This window comes from Terriglobales bacterium, assembly GCA_035651655.1.
In the GTDB taxonomy this organism is placed as follows: Bacteria; Acidobacteriota; Terriglobia; order Terriglobales; family Acidobacteriaceae; genus DASRFG01.
In genome coordinates, this window is sequence record DASRFG010000019.1 from 131,329 (window position 1) to 152,082 (window position 20,754).

General features: G+C 57.6%; 20 protein-coding genes. 6 read left to right on the forward strand and 14 right to left on the reverse strand.

Going from position 1 to position 20,754, the window contains the following annotated elements:
* Positions 1-2 precede the first annotated feature (2 nt).
* Complete coding sequence (locus VFA76_07995; protein ID HZR31779.1) at positions 3-1,067, forward strand: VWA domain-containing protein; 1,065 nt, start codon at positions 3-5, stop codon at positions 1,065-1,067.
* Positions 1,068-1,137: 70 nt separating this feature from the next.
* Here the strand turns inward: VFA76_07995 and VFA76_08000 are convergent, their stop codons facing one another.
* The 11 genes from VFA76_08000 to mtaB form a co-directional block, all read right to left on the reverse strand.
* Positions 1,138-2,232 carry a VWA domain-containing protein gene (locus VFA76_08000; GenBank protein ID HZR31780.1) on the reverse strand — a complete coding sequence of 365 codons (1,095 nt, stop codon included), beginning with the start codon at positions 2,230-2,232 and terminating at the stop codon, positions 1,138-1,140.
* Positions 2,233-2,268: 36 nt separating this feature from the next.
* On the reverse strand, positions 2,269-3,267 hold the full coding sequence (locus VFA76_08005; GenBank protein ID HZR31781.1) for an RluA family pseudouridine synthase: 999 nt from the start codon (positions 3,265-3,267) through the stop codon (positions 2,269-2,271).
* On the reverse strand, positions 3,268-4,074 hold the full coding sequence (lgt, locus tag VFA76_08010) for a prolipoprotein diacylglyceryl transferase (GenBank protein ID HZR31782.1): 807 nt from the start codon (positions 4,072-4,074) through the stop codon (positions 3,268-3,270).
* 469 nt (positions 4,075-4,543) lie between these two features.
* Positions 4,544-4,882, reverse strand: coding sequence for a cell division protein ZapA (locus tag VFA76_08015; GenBank protein HZR31783.1), 339 nt, complete (start codon positions 4,880-4,882; stop codon positions 4,544-4,546).
* 32 nt (positions 4,883-4,914) lie between these two features.
* Positions 4,915-5,211, reverse strand: coding sequence for a hypothetical protein (locus VFA76_08020; GenBank protein HZR31784.1), 297 nt, complete (start codon positions 5,209-5,211; stop codon positions 4,915-4,917).
* 85 nt (positions 5,212-5,296) lie between these two features.
* The gene (locus tag VFA76_08025) at positions 5,297-7,405 is read right to left on the reverse strand and encodes a phenylalanine--tRNA ligase subunit beta (GenBank protein HZR31785.1); all 2,109 of its coding nucleotides are present in this window, start codon (positions 7,403-7,405) and stop codon (positions 5,297-5,299) included.
* Positions 7,406-8,509, reverse strand: a complete 1,104-nt coding sequence (gene pheS / locus VFA76_08030; GenBank protein ID HZR31786.1) for a phenylalanine--tRNA ligase subunit alpha — start codon at positions 8,507-8,509, stop codon at positions 7,406-7,408. It abuts the gene before it with no gap.
* A 148-nt stretch (positions 8,510-8,657) separates the two neighbouring features.
* Entirely contained in the window at positions 8,658-9,023 is a 366-nt protein-coding gene (gene rplT, locus VFA76_08035) for a 50S ribosomal protein L20 (protein HZR31787.1), read from the reverse strand.
* 94 nt (positions 9,024-9,117) lie between these two features.
* Positions 9,118-9,312: a 50S ribosomal protein L35 gene (rpmI, locus tag VFA76_08040; GenBank protein ID HZR31788.1), complete on the reverse strand. Its 195-nt coding sequence runs from the start codon at positions 9,310-9,312 to the stop codon at positions 9,118-9,120.
* A gap of 69 nt (positions 9,313-9,381) precedes the next feature.
* On the reverse strand, positions 9,382-9,936 hold the full coding sequence (gene infC / locus VFA76_08045) for a translation initiation factor IF-3 (GenBank protein HZR31789.1): 555 nt from the start codon (positions 9,934-9,936) through the stop codon (positions 9,382-9,384).
* 40 nt (positions 9,937-9,976) lie between these two features.
* The gene (mtaB, locus tag VFA76_08050; GenBank protein HZR31790.1) at positions 9,977-11,344 is read right to left on the reverse strand and encodes a tRNA (N(6)-L-threonylcarbamoyladenosine(37)-C(2))-methylthiotransferase MtaB; all 1,368 of its coding nucleotides are present in this window, start codon (positions 11,342-11,344) and stop codon (positions 9,977-9,979) included.
* Between the two features lie 110 nt (positions 11,345-11,454).
* Between mtaB and VFA76_08055 the strand changes: the two genes are divergently transcribed.
* Positions 11,455-11,895 (forward strand): response regulator, encoded by a 441-nt coding sequence (locus VFA76_08055; GenBank protein HZR31791.1) that lies wholly within the window; start codon positions 11,455-11,457, stop codon positions 11,893-11,895.
* Between the two features lie 114 nt (positions 11,896-12,009).
* On the opposite strand, the gene VFA76_08060 is transcribed toward VFA76_08055, so the two are convergent.
* The 3 genes from VFA76_08060 to VFA76_08070 form a co-directional block, all read right to left on the reverse strand.
* Complete coding sequence (locus VFA76_08060; GenBank protein ID HZR31792.1) at positions 12,010-12,336, reverse strand: zinc-ribbon domain containing protein; 327 nt, start codon at positions 12,334-12,336, stop codon at positions 12,010-12,012.
* A 225-nt stretch (positions 12,337-12,561) separates the two neighbouring features.
* Positions 12,562-12,759 (reverse strand): 30S ribosomal protein S21, encoded by a 198-nt coding sequence (gene rpsU, locus VFA76_08065; GenBank protein HZR31793.1) that lies wholly within the window; start codon positions 12,757-12,759, stop codon positions 12,562-12,564.
* Positions 12,760-12,923: 164 nt separating this feature from the next.
* Positions 12,924-16,115: a carboxypeptidase regulatory-like domain-containing protein gene (locus VFA76_08070; protein ID HZR31794.1), complete on the reverse strand. Its 3,192-nt coding sequence runs from the start codon at positions 16,113-16,115 to the stop codon at positions 12,924-12,926.
* A gap of 922 nt (positions 16,116-17,037) precedes the next feature.
* On the opposite strand from VFA76_08070, the gene VFA76_08075 reads away from it, so the two are divergent.
* The 4 genes from VFA76_08075 to aspS all read left to right on the forward strand — a co-directional run.
* Positions 17,038-17,559 carry a gamma carbonic anhydrase family protein gene (locus VFA76_08075; protein HZR31795.1) on the forward strand — a complete coding sequence of 174 codons (522 nt, stop codon included), beginning with the start codon at positions 17,038-17,040 and terminating at the stop codon, positions 17,557-17,559.
* 13 nt (positions 17,560-17,572) lie between these two features.
* Positions 17,573-18,853: a histidine--tRNA ligase gene (gene hisS, locus VFA76_08080; GenBank protein HZR31796.1), complete on the forward strand. Its 1,281-nt coding sequence runs from the start codon at positions 17,573-17,575 to the stop codon at positions 18,851-18,853.
* A gap of 59 nt (positions 18,854-18,912) precedes the next feature.
* Positions 18,913-19,416, forward strand: a complete 504-nt coding sequence (locus VFA76_08085) for a nuclear transport factor 2 family protein (GenBank protein ID HZR31797.1) — start codon at positions 18,913-18,915, stop codon at positions 19,414-19,416.
* A gap of 275 nt (positions 19,417-19,691) precedes the next feature.
* The coding region (gene aspS, locus VFA76_08090; GenBank protein HZR31798.1) for an aspartate--tRNA ligase at positions 19,692-20,754 on the forward strand (1,063 nt) is incomplete at its 3' end.

Genomic DNA, 20,754 nt, shown 5'->3' on the forward strand with positions numbered 1-20,754 from the left:
TGATGTATCGCCGTCAGAATCAGCCGCAGAAATTCGCAGTATACGTATTCGGGGTCTTGGCCGGGATTTTGCTGCTCGTCTCCACCTCGCGCGCACAACAGCCTCCGCAAGACCAGCAATCGCAAAGCCAGCAATCGCAAGACCAGCAATCGCAAGAGGGGCCGGACCGGGCGGTCTCCACGCTCAAGGTAAACGTAGACGTCGTGAACCTGTTTTTCAATGTGAAAGACAAACGCGGCGCCCTGGTCCCCAACCTGACCAAAGACAATTTTCTGCTGAACGAAGACGGCAAGCCGCAAACCATCAAGTATTTCAAGTCTGAAACCGATCTGCCGCTCACTCTAGGAATGCTGATTGATACCAGCGTCAGCCAGGAACGGGTATTACCGATGGAAAAGGAAGTGGGTGGCGCCTTCCTCAACCAGGTGCTCCGCCCAAAGGACCTTGCGTTCGTGATCAGTTTTGACGTGAACGTTGACCTGCTGCAGGACTTCACGAACTCGTCCCACGAGCTGCGTGCCGCAATGGATCGTTCCAGAGTCAACGCCGGCGGGGGCGGAGGCATTCCGGGCTTGGGCGGCGGTCCCATCCCGCAAAGCAACCCGCGAGGCACTCTTCTTTACGATGCCGTTTACCTGGCGGCGCATGACAAGCTGAGCAGCGAAGTAGGACGTAAGGCGATGATCATCCTTACCGACGGTGAGGACCAGGGGAGCCAGTTGCGCATTCGCGACGCGGTGGAGGCAGCTCAGAAGGCTGACAGTATCGTTTACGTGCTGATGATCGCAGACCGCGGCTTCTATGGCGGGCTAGGCTACTCCGGTGACCGAGAAATGAAAAAACTCGCGGAGGAGACGGGCGGGCGAGTCATCGAAGTTGGAAACAAGATGGACAAGTTAAAACAGGCATTCGATCAAATTGCCAGCGAGCTCCGCAGCCAGTACAGCCTGGGATACACTCCGACCAACGGTAAACGCGACGGAAGCTTCCGCAAAGTGGAAATCAAGGAGAAGCAGGGCTACAAAGTGCAGTGCCGGACGGGGTACTACGCGCTTGCAGCCGAATAGAATCTGCGATCGGGGGATTTTCTAATCGGGTAATGTGGAATTGAAAGACTGGATTCACAACCAACGCGGCTCACTGCGCGGGGGCGAAATATCCGCGCCGGGCGCGAACGTGCAAGTCTTTGTGTTTCTGGGCGAGGATGTCAATTGAGTGATAGCGCCCGTCGCGTTGAAAATCCAGCGGGCGATACGCGAGGGCGTACTGGCTACGCAACTCGTCCTGAATCTCGGTAAAGGCATTGGATAGTTCCTGCACCCGGAATGGAAAGAAGGCACGGCCGCCGGTTGCCTCCGTAATCCGCTCCAGCACGCGGTCGCCGCGCTGCTTCACCCCGCTCACATTGGTGCTGATCGCGTAAATAATTACTTCGGCGCGCTGCGCCATTTCAATGGCTTCCTCGCGGGTCACCCGGCTCTGATTGTCCTCGCCATCACTCAGCAGGATGATGGCGCGGCGCACAGTTCCTCTTTCCGAGGCCGCCTTGGCCAGCTTGTCGCGGCACGCATAATAGAGTGCGTCGTACAGCGCCGTCCCTCCACCTGGACGCAGCATGCGTACCCCGCGCGAGAGGGCCTCACTATTGTCGGTGAAATCTTGTGTCACTTCCGCCGTGGTATCAAAGCCAATAACAAATGCCTTGTCAAAACGCGGGCGAATGATCTGGTTAAGGAACTCGATAGCCGATTGCTGCTCGAACTTGAAACGATCGCGGACCGAGTTGCTGGCGTCCACCAGCAGGCCGGTGCGCAAGGGCAGATCGGTTTCGGCGCGGAAGGTCGTAATCGAAGGTTGGAGCTTCTTGTCGTCCAGTACCTTGAAATCTTGCTGGGAGAGATTTCTCACGAAACGGTTGTGCTTGTCAGTCACCGTAAAAATCACGTTGACTTCGTTCACTTGCTTGCGAATGATTGCCGCCGGGTTTTCCTCGGGAGAAGGAGTGTCATCCGCCCCGGATGTCGTTTGGGCGGCTGGCGAATCCGCTGGAACCCGGGAGTTGCGATTCGAGTCGGTGGCGGGCTGAGCTGGCGCGGGTTTCGCGCGCTGCTGCTTCTCGACCATAACCGAAGACGGCGCCGAGGGCAGGTCGGTCTGGGCACTTTGGGCAACCGCGGGTAGCAGCAGAGTTGCCGTCCCGAAACTGAAGAGGATGGCCCAACTGATTTTCATGAGAACCTCAATTATACAATTCGTTGCCAAACAAAATCAGCGAGCAGATTTCCTTAAGACTGAGAGAAAACTTTCGAGCTCTTCGGGCAGGGGCCGGGAAAAGGCTTGCTGTGCGCCACTCCGGGGATGAAGAAATTCCAGCGCCGCAGCGTGCAGGAAGTTCCGAGGCAGTGTGGCAATGCGGTCGGCGGCTTCGCTAGGTGTGCGGCGGCGTCCAGACTCGGCGGCAAGCTGCCGCGGAGCGCCATAAAGCGTATCGCCCACCACGGGATGGCCAAGTGAAGCCAGGTGCACGCGGATCTGGTGGGTTCTTCCGGTATCAATATTAAGTTCCAGCAGGCTGAACTTGCCGTAGCGTGTGGTGAACCGCTCGCGCGCCCGGTAATGAGTTATCGCTGCGCGGCCGCCACTACGCCGCGTAGTCATGCGCGCTCGGCGAATCTGATCACGACGAATGGCGGTGTTTACGGTGCCGCCGTCTTCTCTTATCCACCCGTGTACCAGCGCGATGTATTGTTTCTTCACCTTCCGGTCGGCAAACTGTTCTGCCAAACGGCGATGCGCTACGTCGTTCTTTGCCACCACCATCAAGCCGCTGGTTTCCTTATCGAGGCGATGAACAATACCGGGACGCAGTTCGCCGCCTAGGCGCGACAGAGTTGAGAAATGATGCAACAGCGCGTTGACCAGGGTCCCGCGATTGCGCACGCTCTCTGTGGCGCCGGCTCCGGCGTGGACCATCATCCCGGCCGGCTTATGGATAACAGCAATGTCATCGTCCTCATAGACGATATCGAGGGGAATTTCCTCTGCGATGGCGCGCAACTTCGGCAGTTCAACCGGTCCCAGCACCTGGATCTGTTCGCCGCCGCGAAGGCGGAACGAGGGCTTGGCTTGTTGGCCGTTGACCAGGACTTTCTGCTGCTCGATGAGCTGTTGTACGCGAACCCGACTGACCTCAGGAAGGTGGGTTACCAGGAATTGGTCGAGTCGCCTGCCGGCATCTTCGTGGGTGGAGCGGTATTGGTGCGGCATTCAGCGAGCGGCGCCGGCCACAACCGTTTGTGGCGCTGAGCGACGACGCAGCCACAGTGCCCCTCCGGCGATGACCAGTAAGATCGAAATCAACTGGGTGCCGGTCATCGCGCCGCCGAATACCGATCCGCGCCCGGGATCATCGCGCAGAAATTCCAGAAAGTAACGCGCGAATCCGTAGAGGAACATGTAGGCGCCAATGATCTGTCCGTCGAACCTCTTGTGACGAATCAGCCAGTAAAGAATAAAAAAGTTCACCAACTCGACGGCTGATTCAAACAGTTGCGTCGGTTCCAGCGGAACTCCCAACGGCGTTCCCACCAAAGCATGGGAGAGAGGATTGGTAAAGGTCACACCCCATGGGGCGTCGGTGTGCTTGCCCCAGCAACAGCCCGCGGCAAAGCAACCTAGACGGCCAATGGAATGTCCCAGTGCCAGGCCGGGCGCGAAGGTGTCACAGGTGGCGAGCGCCGGCAGGTGGTTCCGGCGGATGTACCAAGCAGCGGCCATCAGCGCCGCCAAAAATCCGCCAGAAAAAACTCCCCCGGCCTGAAGCGTGCTCAGGCTGAAGATTGCCCGTGGATTGGCCGTGTAGTAGCTCCAATCGTTGATGATCAGCAATACCTTGGCCCCAACAATTCCGCAGAGCACTACGAGGATGCCGAGATTCCAGATCTTCTCTGGATCCATGCCCTGGCGGCGGGCGATGTGCACGCTCATCCACAATCCTACGAGTACCCCCAAGGCCACCAGGAGCCCGTAGGTGGGAAGACTGAAATTTCCGATGCTGAAGATTCTGGGGAACACTGCTCTTAATTATAGATGCTCTGGGCTGTGCGGGGACGCGCAGGAATAGGAGCTAAAGAAGTGAAGCCGACCCACTGGGGCCGTGTGGTGGGCCGAGAATGAACCCGTCGGTTGACGGTGGGAACCCGCCGCGACCCATTAGGCATTTCCGCATGGCGGAACGTCGCACACAGGATCGTAAAGCGAGCCAGGCTCCCTTTCATCGGCTGTTGGTTCAAAAAACGGTGACCACCAGCACCAACCTTGTAGGCCGGCTTACGAAGTTCATGCTAGGGGAATTGCCGCGCAGAACGCAAGTGGAGGCAGGCAAATAGTTGGTAATTAACGTGCCCGGATGGACACGGTCCAGCGGGGCCAGATGTTGATGGAAAAAGGGTAGAGCAGGGCTTCAGAAGAGGGTGAAGCAGGCGGTTCGCCCGACATGAAGGAGATCAAAATCAGAGCGGCTTTACCCGCTGAGGCGGCTCGCTCAGGCGGTGCGCTCGCGGAATTTTTCCTGCAGCACTTCGTCTAACGCGCTGGAAAGATGTTGCGCGCGCTGCACGTAGTCCCCGCCAGTGCTTTCGAACTTGCGTTTCAGAATGTGGTACTCGTCGGCAATGTTGAGGGCTGCGAGCACGGCCAGACGCAGAGAATCAACCGTAGAAGTTTGCTCGGCGACGGCGCGCATCTTGCCATCCACGTATTCGGCGAGCCGAGAAATGTAGTCGGGATCGGAGCCGCGCAAGTTATATGCCTGGTCAAAAATCTCCACCCGCACACTGTTGGTGGCGGGAGCTGCCGGTTGTTCTTTGACGGCGTGTTGCATGGTCCACTCCTCTCCTTCGGTGACCCGGGAAACTAGTCGCCGACGGCTTCTTCGGTCAAGCTCTCAATCTGGCGAAGCATGTTCTCCACGCGCCCGCGAATTTCCTCGCGCTCGCGTTTCAGGGCCACTACGTCGCGGCGCAATTGCTCAAACTCGTCCTCGCGCGCCTCCAACTGTTGCCGCAGCCGTTGAAGATCGCGCTCGGCGACGCCCCGGGCTTCGCGCGAGGCTTTGTACAAGTCAATAGTGCGATAGACCTTCTCTTCGAGAGCACTAAAATCGTCGCTAGGTATCTCAGCAGATAACTCGCGCACCGCCTTCACAGACATGAGAGCAGCCCAACCTTGAGGGAGAATTTTGGTACTTTGCGGGCAGTATACCCCAGATTGCTGTGGATGCAATCAGGGATTGCGCCTATTGTGCGCGCAAAGTCCCGCCCAGGGACTGCAGGGCGGCCACAATCTGCGCCGACCAGCGCGAGATTTCGTCCTCGCGCAAGGTGCGCTCGCTGGATTGGAAAGTGGCGCGAAGCAGCAGCGAATACCTGCCTGCGGGAATCGCGCCGCCACGGAAGATTTCGATGGGCACGAAGCTGCGCAGTTCGGGAATGTTCAGTGTGTCCACTGAGGCACGCACTCTCTCGAATGTGACCGCGTCATCGAGCACGAAAGAGAAGTCGCGTTCCACCGCAGGGAAGCGAGGCAGCGGCTGGTATTGCGGCTGGCGTAGCGCGTGCTCGTAGAGGCGATCCAGGTAGAGTTCGGCAATGTAAACGCCTTCAGTTCCCGCAGGCAGCCGCAACTTTTTGTTGGCAGCAATTTCGGGATGCAGCTGGCCGAAGCGGGCCACGATGGCGCCATCCATCACCGCCCGGGCTGAACGTCCTGGATGATAGTAGTCGGCCGCATTGGCATCGTAACGAAGCGCCTTGTACTCGAAGCGGGCGAGCAAGGTCTCAACATCGCCTTTCAAATCAAAAAACGAGTAAGGCCTCGGGGGTAGGTGCGGAATCGGCTCTTCCGCATTACCGACGGCACTCAGAGATATCTGCCGGCGCTCACGGACTGGAGCTCCGGCTTGCTCAAAGATATTGCCGGCCTCGAACAGGCGGACATTGCTGTTGCCGTGATTCAGGTTCCAGGCAAGCATATCCAGCATTCCAGGAAGCAGCGAGTTGCGTAAAAGCGGCGCCTCCTCGTTGATGGGGTTTTCCAGTTCGACCGCGGGTGCCGGCGAAAACTTCTGTGCGTCTTCTCTTCCGATAAATGTCAGCGAGATGGCTTCGTTGTAGCCCAAGGCCAGCAAGAGAGCGCGCATACGGTCGTCTTGGGCGGCATGGGGGGCTTCTTTTACCGACCCGACAAAAGCCGGCAAGGTATTGGGGAAGCGGTCGAAGCCGTAGATGCGGGCGAGCTCTTCGAGCAGGTCAACTTCTTGCCGCACGTCGAGCCGCCAACTGGGAACGTGGACAGTGAAATCGAATACCTGCTCAGCAATAGCGGCATGAAGCCCGCCGGTGCCGTGAGGTGGAGCGGAGCTGACGGTGGCTGCACGCGCCCGGCCTGGAGTTACGGCAAAGCCGAGGCGGCGGAGAATGCGGGTGACCTCGTCATCACTGAAGTCGCGACCTAAAATGCGGCGTATCTCGCCGTGGCTGAGCGCGACCATTGGCGGCTCGATCCGGCGGGCGATGACATCGATTTCTTCGCCTCCGAGCTCCCCTCCTGCAGAATCAATAATCAGCCCGGCTACCCGCGCACACGCCACGGATGTCGCAGCGAAATCGGCGCCTCGCTCGAAGCGATGCGAGGCATCGGTGTGCAATCCATGACGCCGCGAACTCCGGCGAACACTGACCGGGTCGAACCAGGCGGCCTCGATGAGCACGTTTTTTGTCCGCTCGCTGATCATGGTGTCGAATCCGCCCATGACGCCGGCCAGCGCCACCGGGCGTTTCGCGTCGGCGATCACCAGGTCTTCGGGAGAAAGCTTGCGGTCCACGCCGTCCAGGGTTTTCAGGGTCTCGCCCGAACGGCCACGGCGGACGATGATCTTTCCTTGCAGCAGGTCGAGATCAAAAGCATGCGTGGGATGGCCCATCTCCCAAAGCGCGTAATTGGTAGCATCGGCCGCGCTATTAATGCTGCGCTGGCCGAGGGTGGTGAGTCGCTCGGAGATTCGCTTTGGCGATGGCCCGATTTTCAGGTTGCGCAGGATGCGAGCGGTGTAACGCGCGCAGCCCTGGGTGTCTTCTATCTCGACAGGAAACGACGCTTTGCCGATCGGTTTGGGGAGTCGCGTCTCGACGGGCTTGAGCGGTAAATCGTAGATGGCCGAGGCCTCACGCGCCACCCCGTGATGGTTCATGCAGTCTGGCCGGTTGGTGGTGATCTCCATCTCGAAAATGCCGTCTTCGGCGATGGATTCCACGGCCACCCCGGCGAGGGTAAGGTCGTTGGCAAGTTGGCGGTCGTCAACCTTCGGGTTGACGAACTCGCGCAGCCAATGAGGAGAGATCTTCATTTACGCAAACTGTTCCAGAAAACGAACATCTCCCTGGAACAGCAGTTGGATGTCATCAATTCCGTACTTCAGCATGGCAATGCGGTCAATGCCCATGCCAAAGGCAAAGCCGCTAATCTTCTGCGGATCGTAGCCATTATTTTTAACGAATTCGAAGACGTTAGGGTGCACCATGCCGCAACCCAGCAGCTCGATCCAGCCACTCTGCTTGCAGGTGCGGCATCCTTTTCCGCCGCAAAACGGACAACTGATCTGCACATCAGCGCTGGGTTCAGTAAAAGGGAAGAACGAGGGATAAAACCGCGTCTTCACGCTGGAGCCAAATAGCGCCTTCATGGCGTGGTCAAGCGTGCCTTTCAGGTCGCTGAAGGTGATGTTGGTATCTACGGCCAGACCCTCGATCTGATGAAACAACGGCGAATGACTGGCGTCGGGCGTGTCATGGCGATGGACTTTTCCCGGGCAGATGATGCGAATGGGCGGCGGATACTTCTGCATGCTGCGAATCTGCACTGGCGAAGTGTGCGTTCGCAGTAGCAGGCGATCGCGCGGAGGCTTCGATTGCTGGTTGGCGATGAAGATGGTGTCTTGCGAATCGCGCGCCGGATGGTCAGGCGGAAAATTCAGCGCCTCGAAGTTGTAGTAGTCGGTCTCTACTTCTGGACCTTCTTCTACAGAGTAGCCCATAGCTTTGAATACGCCTACGATGTCATCCATGGCTCGCAGTATGGGGTGCTTTGCGCCGAGGGGCCGGTGAATGCCGGGAAGTGTGATGTCGAGAGCTTCAGAAGCAGCGCGAGAACCTGCCCCTTGGGCCGTTTTTTGCTGGACTGCATTGACCACCTCTTCGACTTTGGCTCTGAGCTCGTTCACCCGGCGGCCAATCTCGCGCTTGGCGTCTGCTGGCGCCGGCTTCAGCCAAAGATCGTTGACCTGGGTGAGGATTCCGTTTTTGCGCGCCAGCCAGCGATCGCGGAACGCTTTCACTTCGGCTTCGCTGGACACTGTGGCCGCTTCTTTTTCCAAGGCGGAGATCAACTCGGCCACGGCTTTGTCCAGCGCCGCGGGAGAGTAATCGGTCAGCTTGTGAACGGTGTATGGCACGTTATCTCGGGGGCTATGGCCTGCTCCAAGGAGTCTGCGGACGGCACGGCTGAACCCGTGCCCTTCCGCAACCAATAGCGAACTCGAATGTGACCAGGAAAAGCCAAAGCTGAACGCTAAAGGCCAAGTCTAAAAGTTACAGGCTGGTTTACGCTGCCCCACCGAGAGCGCCCTTCGCCTGCTCGGCGAGGCTTTTAAAGGCACCGGGATCGTTGACCGCCAGGTCGGCCAGGATCTTGCGGTCCAGTTCCACGCCGCTTTTCTTCAGGCCGTTAATCAGTTGGCTGTAGTTCATGCCACTGAGCTTGGCAGCAGCGCCAATGCGAACGATCCACAGAGAACGGTACTGGCGTTTTTTCTGACGGCGACCGGCATAGGCGAACTTCAACCCGCGCTCCACCGACTCTTTGGCGGAACGATAGAGCTTGGATTTGGTTAGAAAATAGCCACTCGCCCGATCAAGAATCTTTTTGCGCTTGGCGCGTCGTTTGGTTCCACGTTTTACACGAGGCATGTAATGCTCCTTTTTTGGCGGCGCACAGGCCGCAATCGTTACTGGCGGCTGGAGGCAAGGATGAATGCCTGGTCACACGCCTGATGCACGATCTTTAGTACGGGATCATGCGTTTTACTTTTGGGGCATCCGCGGGATCAACCAGCGTCTGTGCCCCCAACTTGCGTTTACGTTTCTTCGCCTTCGAGGTCAGGATGTGTCGCAGGTGCGAATGGCCGCGCTTCACCTTTCCTGTTCCCGTCTTCTTAAAGCGCTTGGCAGCGCCCTTATGAGTCTTCAACTTCGGCATAGATTGTCAACCTGTCCACAATCCTAAATTGGATATTGGGTTTACGGCAAACTGGTTCTGGTGAAAGGGCTACGCTTGTGCCCGAGGTTGCGGCGACGATGCTGAGCCGCCGCCCTTTTTGGGCGCCAGGATCGCGTGCAGCGTATTGCCTTCCTGACGAGGACGAAACTCGACGACGCCCTTCTCATCAACGTCCTTGATCAGGCGCTCCAGGATTTCGCGACCCAGGCCGGTGCGCGTCATTTCGCGGCCACGGAAGAAGATTGTCGCCTTTACCTTGTCACCTTCGTCCAGGAAGCGCAGCACATGGTTCTTCTTAGTCTGATAGTCGTGCTCGTCCACATTGATGCGGAACTTGACTTCCTTTACGGTGATGACTTTCTGGTGCTTCTTGGCCTCGCGCTCCTTTTTTTCCTGCTGATAGAGATACTTGCCGTAATCCATGATGCGACAGACGGGCGGATTTGCCGACGCGGAAATCTCAACCAGGTCCAGGTTCTGTTGTCGTGCTAATTTCAGCGCTTCGAAGGGTGGCATAACCCCGACTTGCCCACCGTCATCGCCAATTACTCTGATTTCACGGGCGCGGATGCGCTCATTGGTGCGGATAAAACGTTTATCGATACAATCCTCCGGCCACTATCGGGCAAGCAAGAATGAAAAATTATAGCACGCTGGAAATTTCACCGAGCAGGGAATCGCCGCTAATTCCGGCGATCTGTGCGTTGATGCAAAGGTTAGGCTGGTGGTGCCCTTTCAGTTGTAGCTTGAGGTAGTTATGGGTGAGGGCTTCCGTGTACTCACCGCGAACGACACCGAGAGTGATGGCTTCCAGAGTCCCACCCACAAACGAGCGCTGGAATTCCAACTTCTTGGTGGCCGCCAATTCCCGTAGGACACGATTGCGCTGGTGCGCAACCGGGGCTGGGACTTGAGCGCCCATCTTTTCCGAAGGCGTACCCGGTCGCGATGAATAGGTGAACACGTGCAGGTAGGTGAACGGCAGCTCTTCAATCAAGCTACGTGTCTGCTCGAAGTCTGCATCGCTTTCGCCAGGGAAGCCGACCATTACGTCGGCTCCGATGGCAGCATCCGGTATAGCCGCTCGAATTTTGAATACCCGGTCGCGATAGTGCCAGGGCCGGTACTTGCGGTGCATCGCACGCAGGATGCGATCACTGCCGGACTGCAAGGGTGCATGAGCGTGCTTGGCGACACGCGGCGAACCGGCAACCAGCGCAATAAGCTCATCGCTCCAATCCATGGGCTCAATGGAACTTAACCGTAGTCTCTGGAGGTCGGTGTCTTGCAGGATGGCCTCCACCAGGCCTTCAAAGCGCATCTGCGGGAGCAGATCTCGCCCCCAGCGTCCCAGGTTAATGCCGGAGATGACCACCTCGCGATAGCCGGACTCCACCAACTGGTTTATCTGGCGAAGCACATCCTCTAAACGGAGGGACCGGCTGCGGCCCCGAACGGAAGGGATCACGCAGAAAGAACAGCGGTTATTACAGCCATCTTGGACCTTCAGGTTGGGCCGGGTACGTTCGGATAGAGCATCGAAGACGGGAGCCGCCATTAACTCCGTATGGGCGAAAATGTCCTCCACCACGATGCTGCTTGCCGGGGACTGCGGCCGCACCGAGCTCAGCGGAACGAAGCTACTGCCGGGGCGCGCAAGACCGTTGCCAGCAATACCCTTAGCAACAATTTCGGCCACCTGGTGCTTGTGCGAATTACCCACTACCCAGCGGACCCCCGGCAGCGATGCAGTTTCCTCCGGGGCACGTTGGGCGTAGCAGCCAGTTACCAGTATTTGGCAGTTGGGGTTCTGGCGGTGAATGCGCCGGATGGCCGCACGGGCGTCGTGATCTGCGGCGGCGGTTACGGTACAGGTATTGAGGACCACTACCTCGGCTTGGGTGGAAATCAAGGCCCGGTCGAGCCCTTGGGCGCGCAGTTGCTGCTCAATGGCGGCGCCATCCGCCTGGGTGGCGCGGCAGCCGAAGTTCTCCACATAGAAGCTCGACACAGTGCTATTATAGGCCTCGTTGCGGCTGACGCAGCTACTCTGGAAACCTTAACGGCTCCGTTAGCATCACAAGACTGGTTTCGTCCGAACCCAAATAGTCGGGAGAATTTATGAAGCGCCGTATCCTGCTGGTTGATGATGAACTTCCCATCCTGCTAACACTGAAAGCGGTGCTTGAGATTCACGGGTTCGAAGTAGTGACCGCGATTTCAGCACAAGAGGCGGAAAAGAAGTTACGCAGCGGCGTGTACCACATGGTAATCACCGATATGCGGATGGAGACAGAAACTGCAGGATACGATGTGATCCGGGTGGCGAAACAGCAGGAATATAACCCGGCGACCGCAATCCTGACCGCTTATCCCACCCTGGGAAGCGATTGGGAGACTCGGGGAGCGCAGTCACTGCTGGTGAAACCGGTAGGCACTGAAGACCTGCTACGGCAAATTGAAGTGCTGCTTATCCAGCACGAAGACAAGAAACAGCAACCCCAACCTCGCGTTAGAACCACGGCTGCAACCGAACCGGCACAGGGCAGGCGAATAAGCTAGCAATCCTGCAAGTCCGCGCGAACTCTATTGGCCCGACGCTACCCCGATCAGGAGGTACCATCGGGGGACACTGCTGCCTGGGGTCATCCGCTTCCGCAAAATTAGTGACCTACTCTACGCAGTTGCCGCGGAAGTGCGACGCTGCTGGAAGCATTCGCGGCAAAAAACCGGGCGTCCCTGAGTCGGCTTGAAGGGGACAGTGGTCTCCTTGCCGCATTGTGAGCAAACCGTGCGTGTTTCTACCCGGGATATGCTCGACACCGAGCCTGGCGAAGCCGGCATTCCCACACCCAGTGTGGCCACCCGCTTTGACTTGCAAGGCTTGCAGCGTTTGGGTTCATTCTTGAACTGTTTGTCGTGAAAGAAGAGTTGTTCTCCAGCCGTAAAGATAAACTCCGCCCCGCAGTCCACGCATTTCAGTATTCGGTCCTGGTATTCCATCGTGACACGCCCCCTTTTGTCCGGAACTGGGCAGCCAGGCGGCCCACCACAGATCCTTTACCTCCCCTGGGTTCGGCCCCCGTCATGCACCTGGAGCATGGCGTTTCAATATTAAAAAATTACAAATGCGGGACTGCCGGTGGATCAAGCCCGCCTCTCCGGAGACATATTGTTGGGCGGTAAAAAAAGAAAAGGCCGCCACCAGACAGTAGCGGCCTGACTTTCTTACTCTTGTTCCTTACGCGCCTTTTTACGGCTGCGTTTGCGAGCCAAGGCTTCCTTGGCGCGACGTTTCTCGCCGGGTTTCAGATAGAAGGAGTGACGTTTGACTTCTTTGATTATGTCCTCCTGCTGAACCTTGCGCTTAAAACGACGCAATGCATTCTCGAGGGACTCACCCTCTTGCAGTCTTACTTCTGCCAACTAAAAACACCCCCAAGCTTGTCCCGTTGGACCCATGTAGTTATTGCAAGCTTCGTGTACCAAGTCAAGCAATATGTAATGAATTTTAGCGGGTTTTATGGGGTTTTCACCTGGTTTTTGGGGCAGAGATTCAGCAGCAACTCGCCTCGGACGGTTTGTCACAATCAGAACACCAGGCGCAGCGCGCCCTGGAGTTGACGGGGCGCGTAAGCGCTGACCGGGTGCAAGAAGTTAGTCGTCCGACGGTATTGTGCCGGGAAGTGCTTGATTCCGCGAGTGCTACTGAATTGCACGAACTCTCCTGCCGAATTCAAGAAGCCGTTGTCCGTAGTAACTACTCTCGCATTAACTCGATTTAAAACATTGAAGCCTTCGATCAGAGCAACCAGGCGCACCCGGTCGCCCAGCGGGAATTCGCGGGACAGGCGGACGTCGGTGGTAGCGTAGTCCGGGCCGAGAAAGGCATTCCGGCCAACACCCGGAAGCCGGTCATTGGCAGTATTGTCGTCCTGGTTGGCATCGCCGTGAATCCGCGCTTCGAATGGCCGGCCGCTACCCAGCGTCACTACGCTCGACATTTTCCAAGCGTTAAAAATCTGGCCCAGGACCAGATGCTCACGATGGAAAGGCTGAGGCTGGGCAATCCAGGAGAAAACGAAACGCTGGCGCTGGTCGGTGACGCTAGGGCCGCGCTCGGAGTTGGGAGAGGCACTGTTCTGGACGTTTACCGGAGTGCCCGTCACCAGGGCGTCCTGCCCGTTATCAATGGCATGCGCGAAGGTGTACGCCAGACGAAAGTACAGGCCGCTGGTCATTCGGCGGCGGATTGACAAGGTCGCACCGTGGTAGTCGCTGGTGGCGGCGCTCTCAAAAACGTTGATCGCCCCCAGCCGCGCTATGGGTCGCAGCAAGGGATTGATGCAGGGTGGAAAGTGGCAGGTGAGCGATCTACTCATTTGCCATCCGGAGAAAGTGTCCACTGTGTAGGTGCCCAGAAAAGTCGAGCCGCTGGGATCGAACACCGGATAGCTTACCAACGTCGGTTTGGGCAAATTCACGTCGCGCGCGCGAATAAGATTTTCTCCGTGGACGAACAGATACGAAGCCCCAATCGCCAGACGATTTGCCACCTCGCGTTCCACACTCAAGCTGGCCTGGTGCACCCGCGGCGTTACAAAATCGGCCGAGAAGGCAGAAACATCGCTGGTCAGACGGCTGGCAATGCTGGCTGGCGGTGCGCAGAAGGTGGCGCTGGGAGCACAGTCTCCCAGCGGAGCGGGATAACTGGGGAACAGAAGGCGATCAAAGAATTTGTTGTTATCCAGGAACACGTTGGTATTGGTGACGCCGTTATTGATGGCGACGCTCGAGGTATAGATCTGCGGAATGCGGGTGTAGAACAGACCATATCCACCGCGGACCACAAAGGCACGCCGGCTACCGAGAGACAGCGCAAACCCGGCGCGCGGCCCAATGTTCGAGGGATTGAACGGGACCTTACCCGAGTCTGGCCACAGCGGATTGGTAATCAGCCCGGCATGGGTGAAGGTCTGCAAGTCGTAGCGGACACCCAGATTCAAGGCAAAACGGCTGGTAACTCGGATTGCGTCCTGAACGAAACCAGCATATTCATTGGTGTCAGGATGGGAGACGGCTTGCCCGAAATTCTGAATGTAGTAGCGTGGCACGGCGTGAGCAAAGGCGCGCAATGGCGTCAGCTTGGTTCCGAAAACATTGGGCTCGAAGGTGAATGGATTGACGCGGATGTTGTCGAAAATATATTCGCCACCAAAGGTGGATGGGAAGAAGTTGTCGATTTTGGTAAGCAGCAGGTCGCCGCCGAACTTAAAGGAATGTCGCCGGTGCGCCACACTCAAGGTGTCGGCAACGTGCAGCCTGCGCTCATTGGTGCTGCGGGGCAGGATCGTGGATCGCCCGGCGCCGTCGATAATCCCGTAAATGCGGGTAAGGACGTCATTTGAATTTGCGCTGGATTGCTGCAGATCGCGGGAGAATTGAAGGCGGAGATGACTGGTAACGTGAGATGTGAGGGCGGTGGTTAGGGAAACTGTAGCCGTCTCGGTTTTTACATCCTCTTCGCCATTATTGCTGATGGCGTCGCTAGTGATCGGGCTAGCGGGATCGAAAAACACGTTGTTATCGCCGTAATAACGTGAGGTATTGAAGCGGGCGGAGAGATAGTTGCGCGAGTCCAGCGCGAGGTCGAATTTGAAAAAACCCGTGTTGCCGATCAGGGAAGCACGCTTTTCTCCCGCCAACGCGTTCAGCCCCTTAGCGGCCGCGAAAACCAGACTTTGATCGTTGGGTTCGTAGTCGGGCGGGACAATTGGATAACCTCCTGCTTGCGGCGTTACAGTGCTGGCCCCACTTACAAACTGAACGACCGTAGGCAGATGGAAGATGTGCTGATCGAAGCCGGCGTAGAAAAATGCGCGGTTACGTCGAACCGGCCCTCCCAAGGTAAAGCCGAATTGGTGCTGCCGGTCGGACGGCTTGAAGTCCAGAAAATGGGGGCGCGCGTTAAACCCGCTATCGCGCAGAAAGTAGAACGCGCCACCGTGGATGTGGTTGGTACCTGACTTCGTCACCACGTTTACGACCGCACCTCCTGCGCGTCCAAGCTCAGCGCCGTAGGAGTTGGACGAGACCCTGAACTCCTGCACTACTTCATTGCTGAACTGATACGGGGCCCGGTAGCGGCCGCGAGCTTGCGCGAAGAATGCGTTGTTGTTGTCCGCGCCATCCACCAAAAAACTGGATTGAAATCCGCGGACGCCTCCGAAAGCAAGATCGCCATTGCTGGCGGAGGTGAGCCCGCGTGGATCCTGCGTGACCCCGGGAGTGAGCAGGGCAAGGTCGGTGAAACGTCGGCCATTCAACGGCAGGTCTGAAATAGCGCGCTCATCAATTACCGATGAAACCGCGCTGCTCTGGGTCTCAACCATGGCCGGGGCCTCGGAAACGGTAACCGATTCATTGGCTCCGGCGATACTCAGCCGCACGTCGAGTCGTAGCGCTCCACCAACTTCAAGGTGTAGTCCGGTGTGCAATTGCGGCGTCATCCCCGGAGCGGTAACCCGAAGCGAGTAGTCGCCCGGCGGCAGCAAGTCAAAGACAAATCCGCCCTCGCTGTTGCTGGTGGCGCGCTCGCGTACGCCAGTGGCCGTGTTGACCAGTGCGATCTCAGCAGCGGAGATGCGAGCGCCGCTCTGGTCGGAGATCGCGCCGCGAATGGCGCAGGTTGAGGCGTCCTGGGCGTGAGCGGAGAGGGGAAGTGTCAAGAAGAATGCAACAAGAAGGCATGCGGATGAACGCCGAACAAAGAGTTCGATCATGAGAGCCACCTGGAAGTTTGGTAGGAGACTTGGCCGGTATAGCATCAGGTGCGCGACGCGGCTGTGATTCAGCCGCTGATTTGAATTTGCACTGCGAATTAAGCTTCCCGGATCGGGAAGCGCTTGTGCTTTGCGCCTCGATCTCTAACCGTGGAAGGGTGGCCTTCAGGCCCACGAGAAGCTTAATAAATAATGCGGGGCTTCGGCCCCTGACTTGGTTGAAGCCAGTGGAAGCGTGGGCCTTCAGGCCCACGAGAAGCTCAACAAATAATGCGGGGCTTCGGCCCCTGACCCTGTTTGAAGCCAGTGGAAGCGTGGGCCTTCACGCCCACGAGAAGCTCAACAAATAATGCGGGCTTGAGCCCCTGACCTGGTTGAAGCCAGTAGAAGCGTGGGCCTTCAGGCCCACGAGAAGCTTAAATAAATAATGCGGGGCTTCAGCCCCTGACTTGGTTGAAGCCAGTGGAAGGGTGGACCTTCAGGCCCACGAGAGGCTCAACAAATAATGCGGGGCTTCAGGCCCTGACTTGGTTCGAAGCCAGTGGAAGCGTGGGCCTTCAGGCCCACGAGAAGCTCAACAAATAATGCGGGCTTCAGCCCCTGACTTGGTTGAAGCCTCAGGGGCTAAAGCCCTCGTTGTTTTTACCGCTAAGAGCACGGCTGAAGCCGTGCGCTTCCACGTTAGGGTGGAGCAGCGCTTTAGCGCTGCAATCAAAGCTTGAGGATTGTCATTTCGAGGGGGCTTTAGCCCGCCGGGGAATTCCTACAATCTTGATTGGCCCCGCCTGCAATCAAAGCTTGAGGATTTGCAGCGTTGAAGCGCTGTCCACCCCAAACCAGCTTAATTTAGGTCAAACCATGACGATTTCTCCCCGCGTGGAAGCTCCGCCGACGCTCATGTTATGTTCAATGTCTTTCACGCATGATCAGGTCCTATAAAGGCATGACCCCGCAGGTTCCGGCCAGCGCATTTGTGGACGATTCAGCGCAGTTGGTCGGCGACGTGGTGCTGGGCGAAAACGCGAGCGTATGGATGAACGCGGTGTTGCGCGGTGACGTGAACTCCATCCGGGTAGGAGCGAACTCGAACATTCAAGATTGCAGCGTGCTGCACGGCATGAAACAGCAGTACAGCGTTGCAGTTGGAGAGTGGGTGACCGTCGGGCATTCCGTCACATTGCACGGTTGCACAATTGAAGACCGCTGCCTGATCGGCATGGGATCGGTGATCTTGAACGGCGCGCGTATCGGCACCGGGTCTATCATCGCGGCTGGAACCGTTATTCCGGAGCGCACCGTGGTTGAGCCCTACTCACTGTGGATGGGTGTGCCAGGAAAATTCCGCAAGAAGTTAGGCGAGGCCGATCAGGAAGTGATCCTGCGCTACGCCAGGAACTACTTGGAGTACAGGGAAAACTATTTGCGGGAAAGAAGAAGTTCTTAGTGCTGGTTCTCTCATGATTAAAGCCGTCCGAGGAACGCGCGACCTGCTGCCGCCGGAAACGGCCTTGTGGAATTTTGTCGAGAGTACGGCGCGCCAGGTCTTCCGGCAATACAACTTCCAGGAAATCCGCACGCCTATTTTCGAGGAGACGCAGTTGTTCGCTCGTTCCGTGGGTGAAGAGACGGACATAGTTTCCAAAGAGATGTACACCTGGGAAGACCGCAGCCGAGCGGCCAGCGAAAAAGGCCAGTCACTGACCTTGCGTCCGGAAAACACAGCCGGGGTGGTGCGCGCCTACATCGAGCACAAACTCTGGGAGAGGCCGGGGGTGCAGAAGCTGTATTACATGGGGCCGCAATTCCGGAGGGAGCGTCCCCAGAAAGGGCGTTACCGGCAGTTTTATCAAATTGGCGCGGAGGCAATCGGGCCACCTTCGGCGGGCAGTGAGTCGCCGTTGCGCGACGCCGAAATTCTGGAGATGCTCGCGACCCTTCTCGACCGGCTTGGCATCCGCAACTGGACGCTGGAGTTGAACTCGGTGGGCTCAGCCAGCGATCGGCCGCGCTACTTCCAAGCGCTCAAAAAGGCGCTCGACACGGTGGTGGCGAAGATGTGCGCCGACTGTCAGCGCCGGGCGGTGACCAATCCGCTGCGCGTTTTCGACTGCAAGGTGCCTGAGGACCAACCAGTCATTGACAAGCTGCCGCGGATCAGCGACTACCTTGATGACGCCAGCCGGGCCCACTTCGAAGAGGTGCAGGAAATCTTGAAATCTGTCGGCGTCCCTTTTGTGATCAACAGTCGTCTGGTGCGTGGTCTGGACTACTACACCCGTACCGCCTTCGAATTCACCCACGGCGCACTGGGCGCGCAGAATGCGATTCTGGGCGGCGGACGATATGACGGGCTCTCCGAGGCGCTGGGTGGCCCCAAAGCTCCCGGAATCGGGTTTGCCATCGGAGAGGACCGCCTGGTGATGGCGCTCGAGGCCTCAGCCGAAAAAACATCTACGCCGCCCGACGTTTACATTGCGCCGATGACGGGAATGAATCGGGAAGCAGCGCGGCTGGCCCGCGAGTTGCGCAGCCAGGACCTGATAGTTGAGCTGGGGGATGAATCCTTCCGCATCAAAAAGTCCCTCGAAACTGCACGCAAGCTGGGAGCGCGCTTCGCCGCCATTGTCGGCGAAAACGAAGTGAAAACCGGACAATTCGCCCTGAAAAATCTGCAAAATGGCGAGCAGATTTCAGTGCCGCGCAATGAGCTCGCGCAAAGCATACAATCTAAGAGATAGTGTTTTTAATTGTTTGCTCCGCTATCGCCGCTGGCCGGCTCGGAGCCTCGGAGGTTGCAGTGAAACCCCATTATCTCGGAGTCGTGTTGCTGATAGCAGCCATCGCATTAGGAGTGGGGCCGAAGGCCACCCCTCAAGCAAGTTATCTGCTCGGCAAATCTGCAGCCGCAGCTGGGAACTCCTCGACCAATACGGCCCATGCTCTCTCTGATCTGCTGCTCGCAAAAGAAAAATCGCTACCGGAAGCCCAAAAGCGCAAAGATACGGAGTACTTCAAGAGCGTCGTAACCGACGATTTTCTGGAGGTTGGACCGGATGCCAAGGTTTACAGCCGCGCCGAGATGCTCGAAGCTTTAAACGCGGTAAACCTGCAGGATTTTTCCATGTACGACGCCCAGGTGCTGCCTCTCACCGACAGCGCCGCGGTGGTTACCTACAACGTGATCCTGCGCATGAATGTCGGGGCCGACCCGGCGCCGCGATATCAGCACTTGAGCTCAGTCTGGGTGAAGCAAGGTGCGGACTGGAAGCTGAAGTTCCAGCAGGCGACAGCGGCGCAGTAGAGACTTTTAACCACAGAGGACACCGAGGCTCGCAGAGGGACAATTTAGATAAAAAAGAGTGCCAACAGAGAGATCGTCACCAAAAAAGACACCAAGTAGCACGAAGAAATTCGAAAATCCCTCCTCTGTGAGCCTCCGTGCCCTCTGTGGTTGAAAAAGAATCGATTGTTAATTTACCGGTGTCCTTGGTGGTGAGCTCTCAAAGCTTTTCAGCCCCTCCATTTATAATCTCTGATTCCGCGCAAGCGGCGATTCCCAACTGAGGCAAGGATCTTTTGCTCGACTTTTTAGGCGATCTGCGGCGCACCCACACCTGCGGCGAGCTACGCCCGTCCGAGGCGGGGCGGCGAGCGGTGCTGATGGGCTGGGTCAACCGTCGCCGTGACCTTGGACATCTCCTCTTCATCGATCTGCGTGATCGCACCGGCAGCACGCAGGTAATTTTCAATAAAGAGCTGAACCCGGCATTGCACGAAAAGGCGGGCAATTTACGTTCGGAGTACGTGGTCGCGGTGATCGGAACGGTGAAGCAACGCGATCCGGGCACAGTCAATAAGAACCTGGCAACCGGTGAAGTGGAACTGGTCGCCGAAGAATTGCGCATTCTGAATGAGTCGAAGACGCCGCCCTTTTTGCCGGGTGAAAACGTTCCGACCAACGAGGAGGTGCGATTGAAATATCGCTACCTCGACCTGCGACGTCCGGCCATGCAATCAAACATCGAATTACGACACAAGGTGGCGCTGGCAATCCGTCAGCATTTGTCAGAAAAAGGATTTTTCGAAATAGAAACTCCTTTTATGACCCGATCCACGCCCGAGGGCGCGCGCGATTATCTGGTGCCCAGTCGGGTGTACCCGGGATCGTTCTACGCTTTGCCGCAGTCGCCCCAACTGTTTAAGCAGATCCTGATGATCTCCGGCTTCGACAAGTATTTCCAGATTGTGCGCTGCTTCCGCGACGAAGATTTGCGCGCCGATCGCCAGCCGGAGTTCACGCAGATCGACTTGGAGATGTCGTATCCGCAAGCGGAGCGAGTGTGGGAAGTGGTCGAGGGATTCCTAGAGGCCGCTTTCCGCGCCACCGGAGAAGAGATCAAGACTTCGTTTCCGCGCATGGATTATGACGAGGCGATCCGGTTGTACGGAATCGACAAGCCCGATCTTCGACTGCCTCCGTTTGCGGACGTGCGGGATTGCTTCACGCCGGAGAACCTGCAGGAACTGGCGATCAATGCGAATTTGCCGGTGATCGCGATTCGCACGCCGAAGGTGGGGGAGTTGTCCCGCAAGGAGCGCGACGACATCAAGCCGATGTTCCACTCCAAGGGCGGAGCGC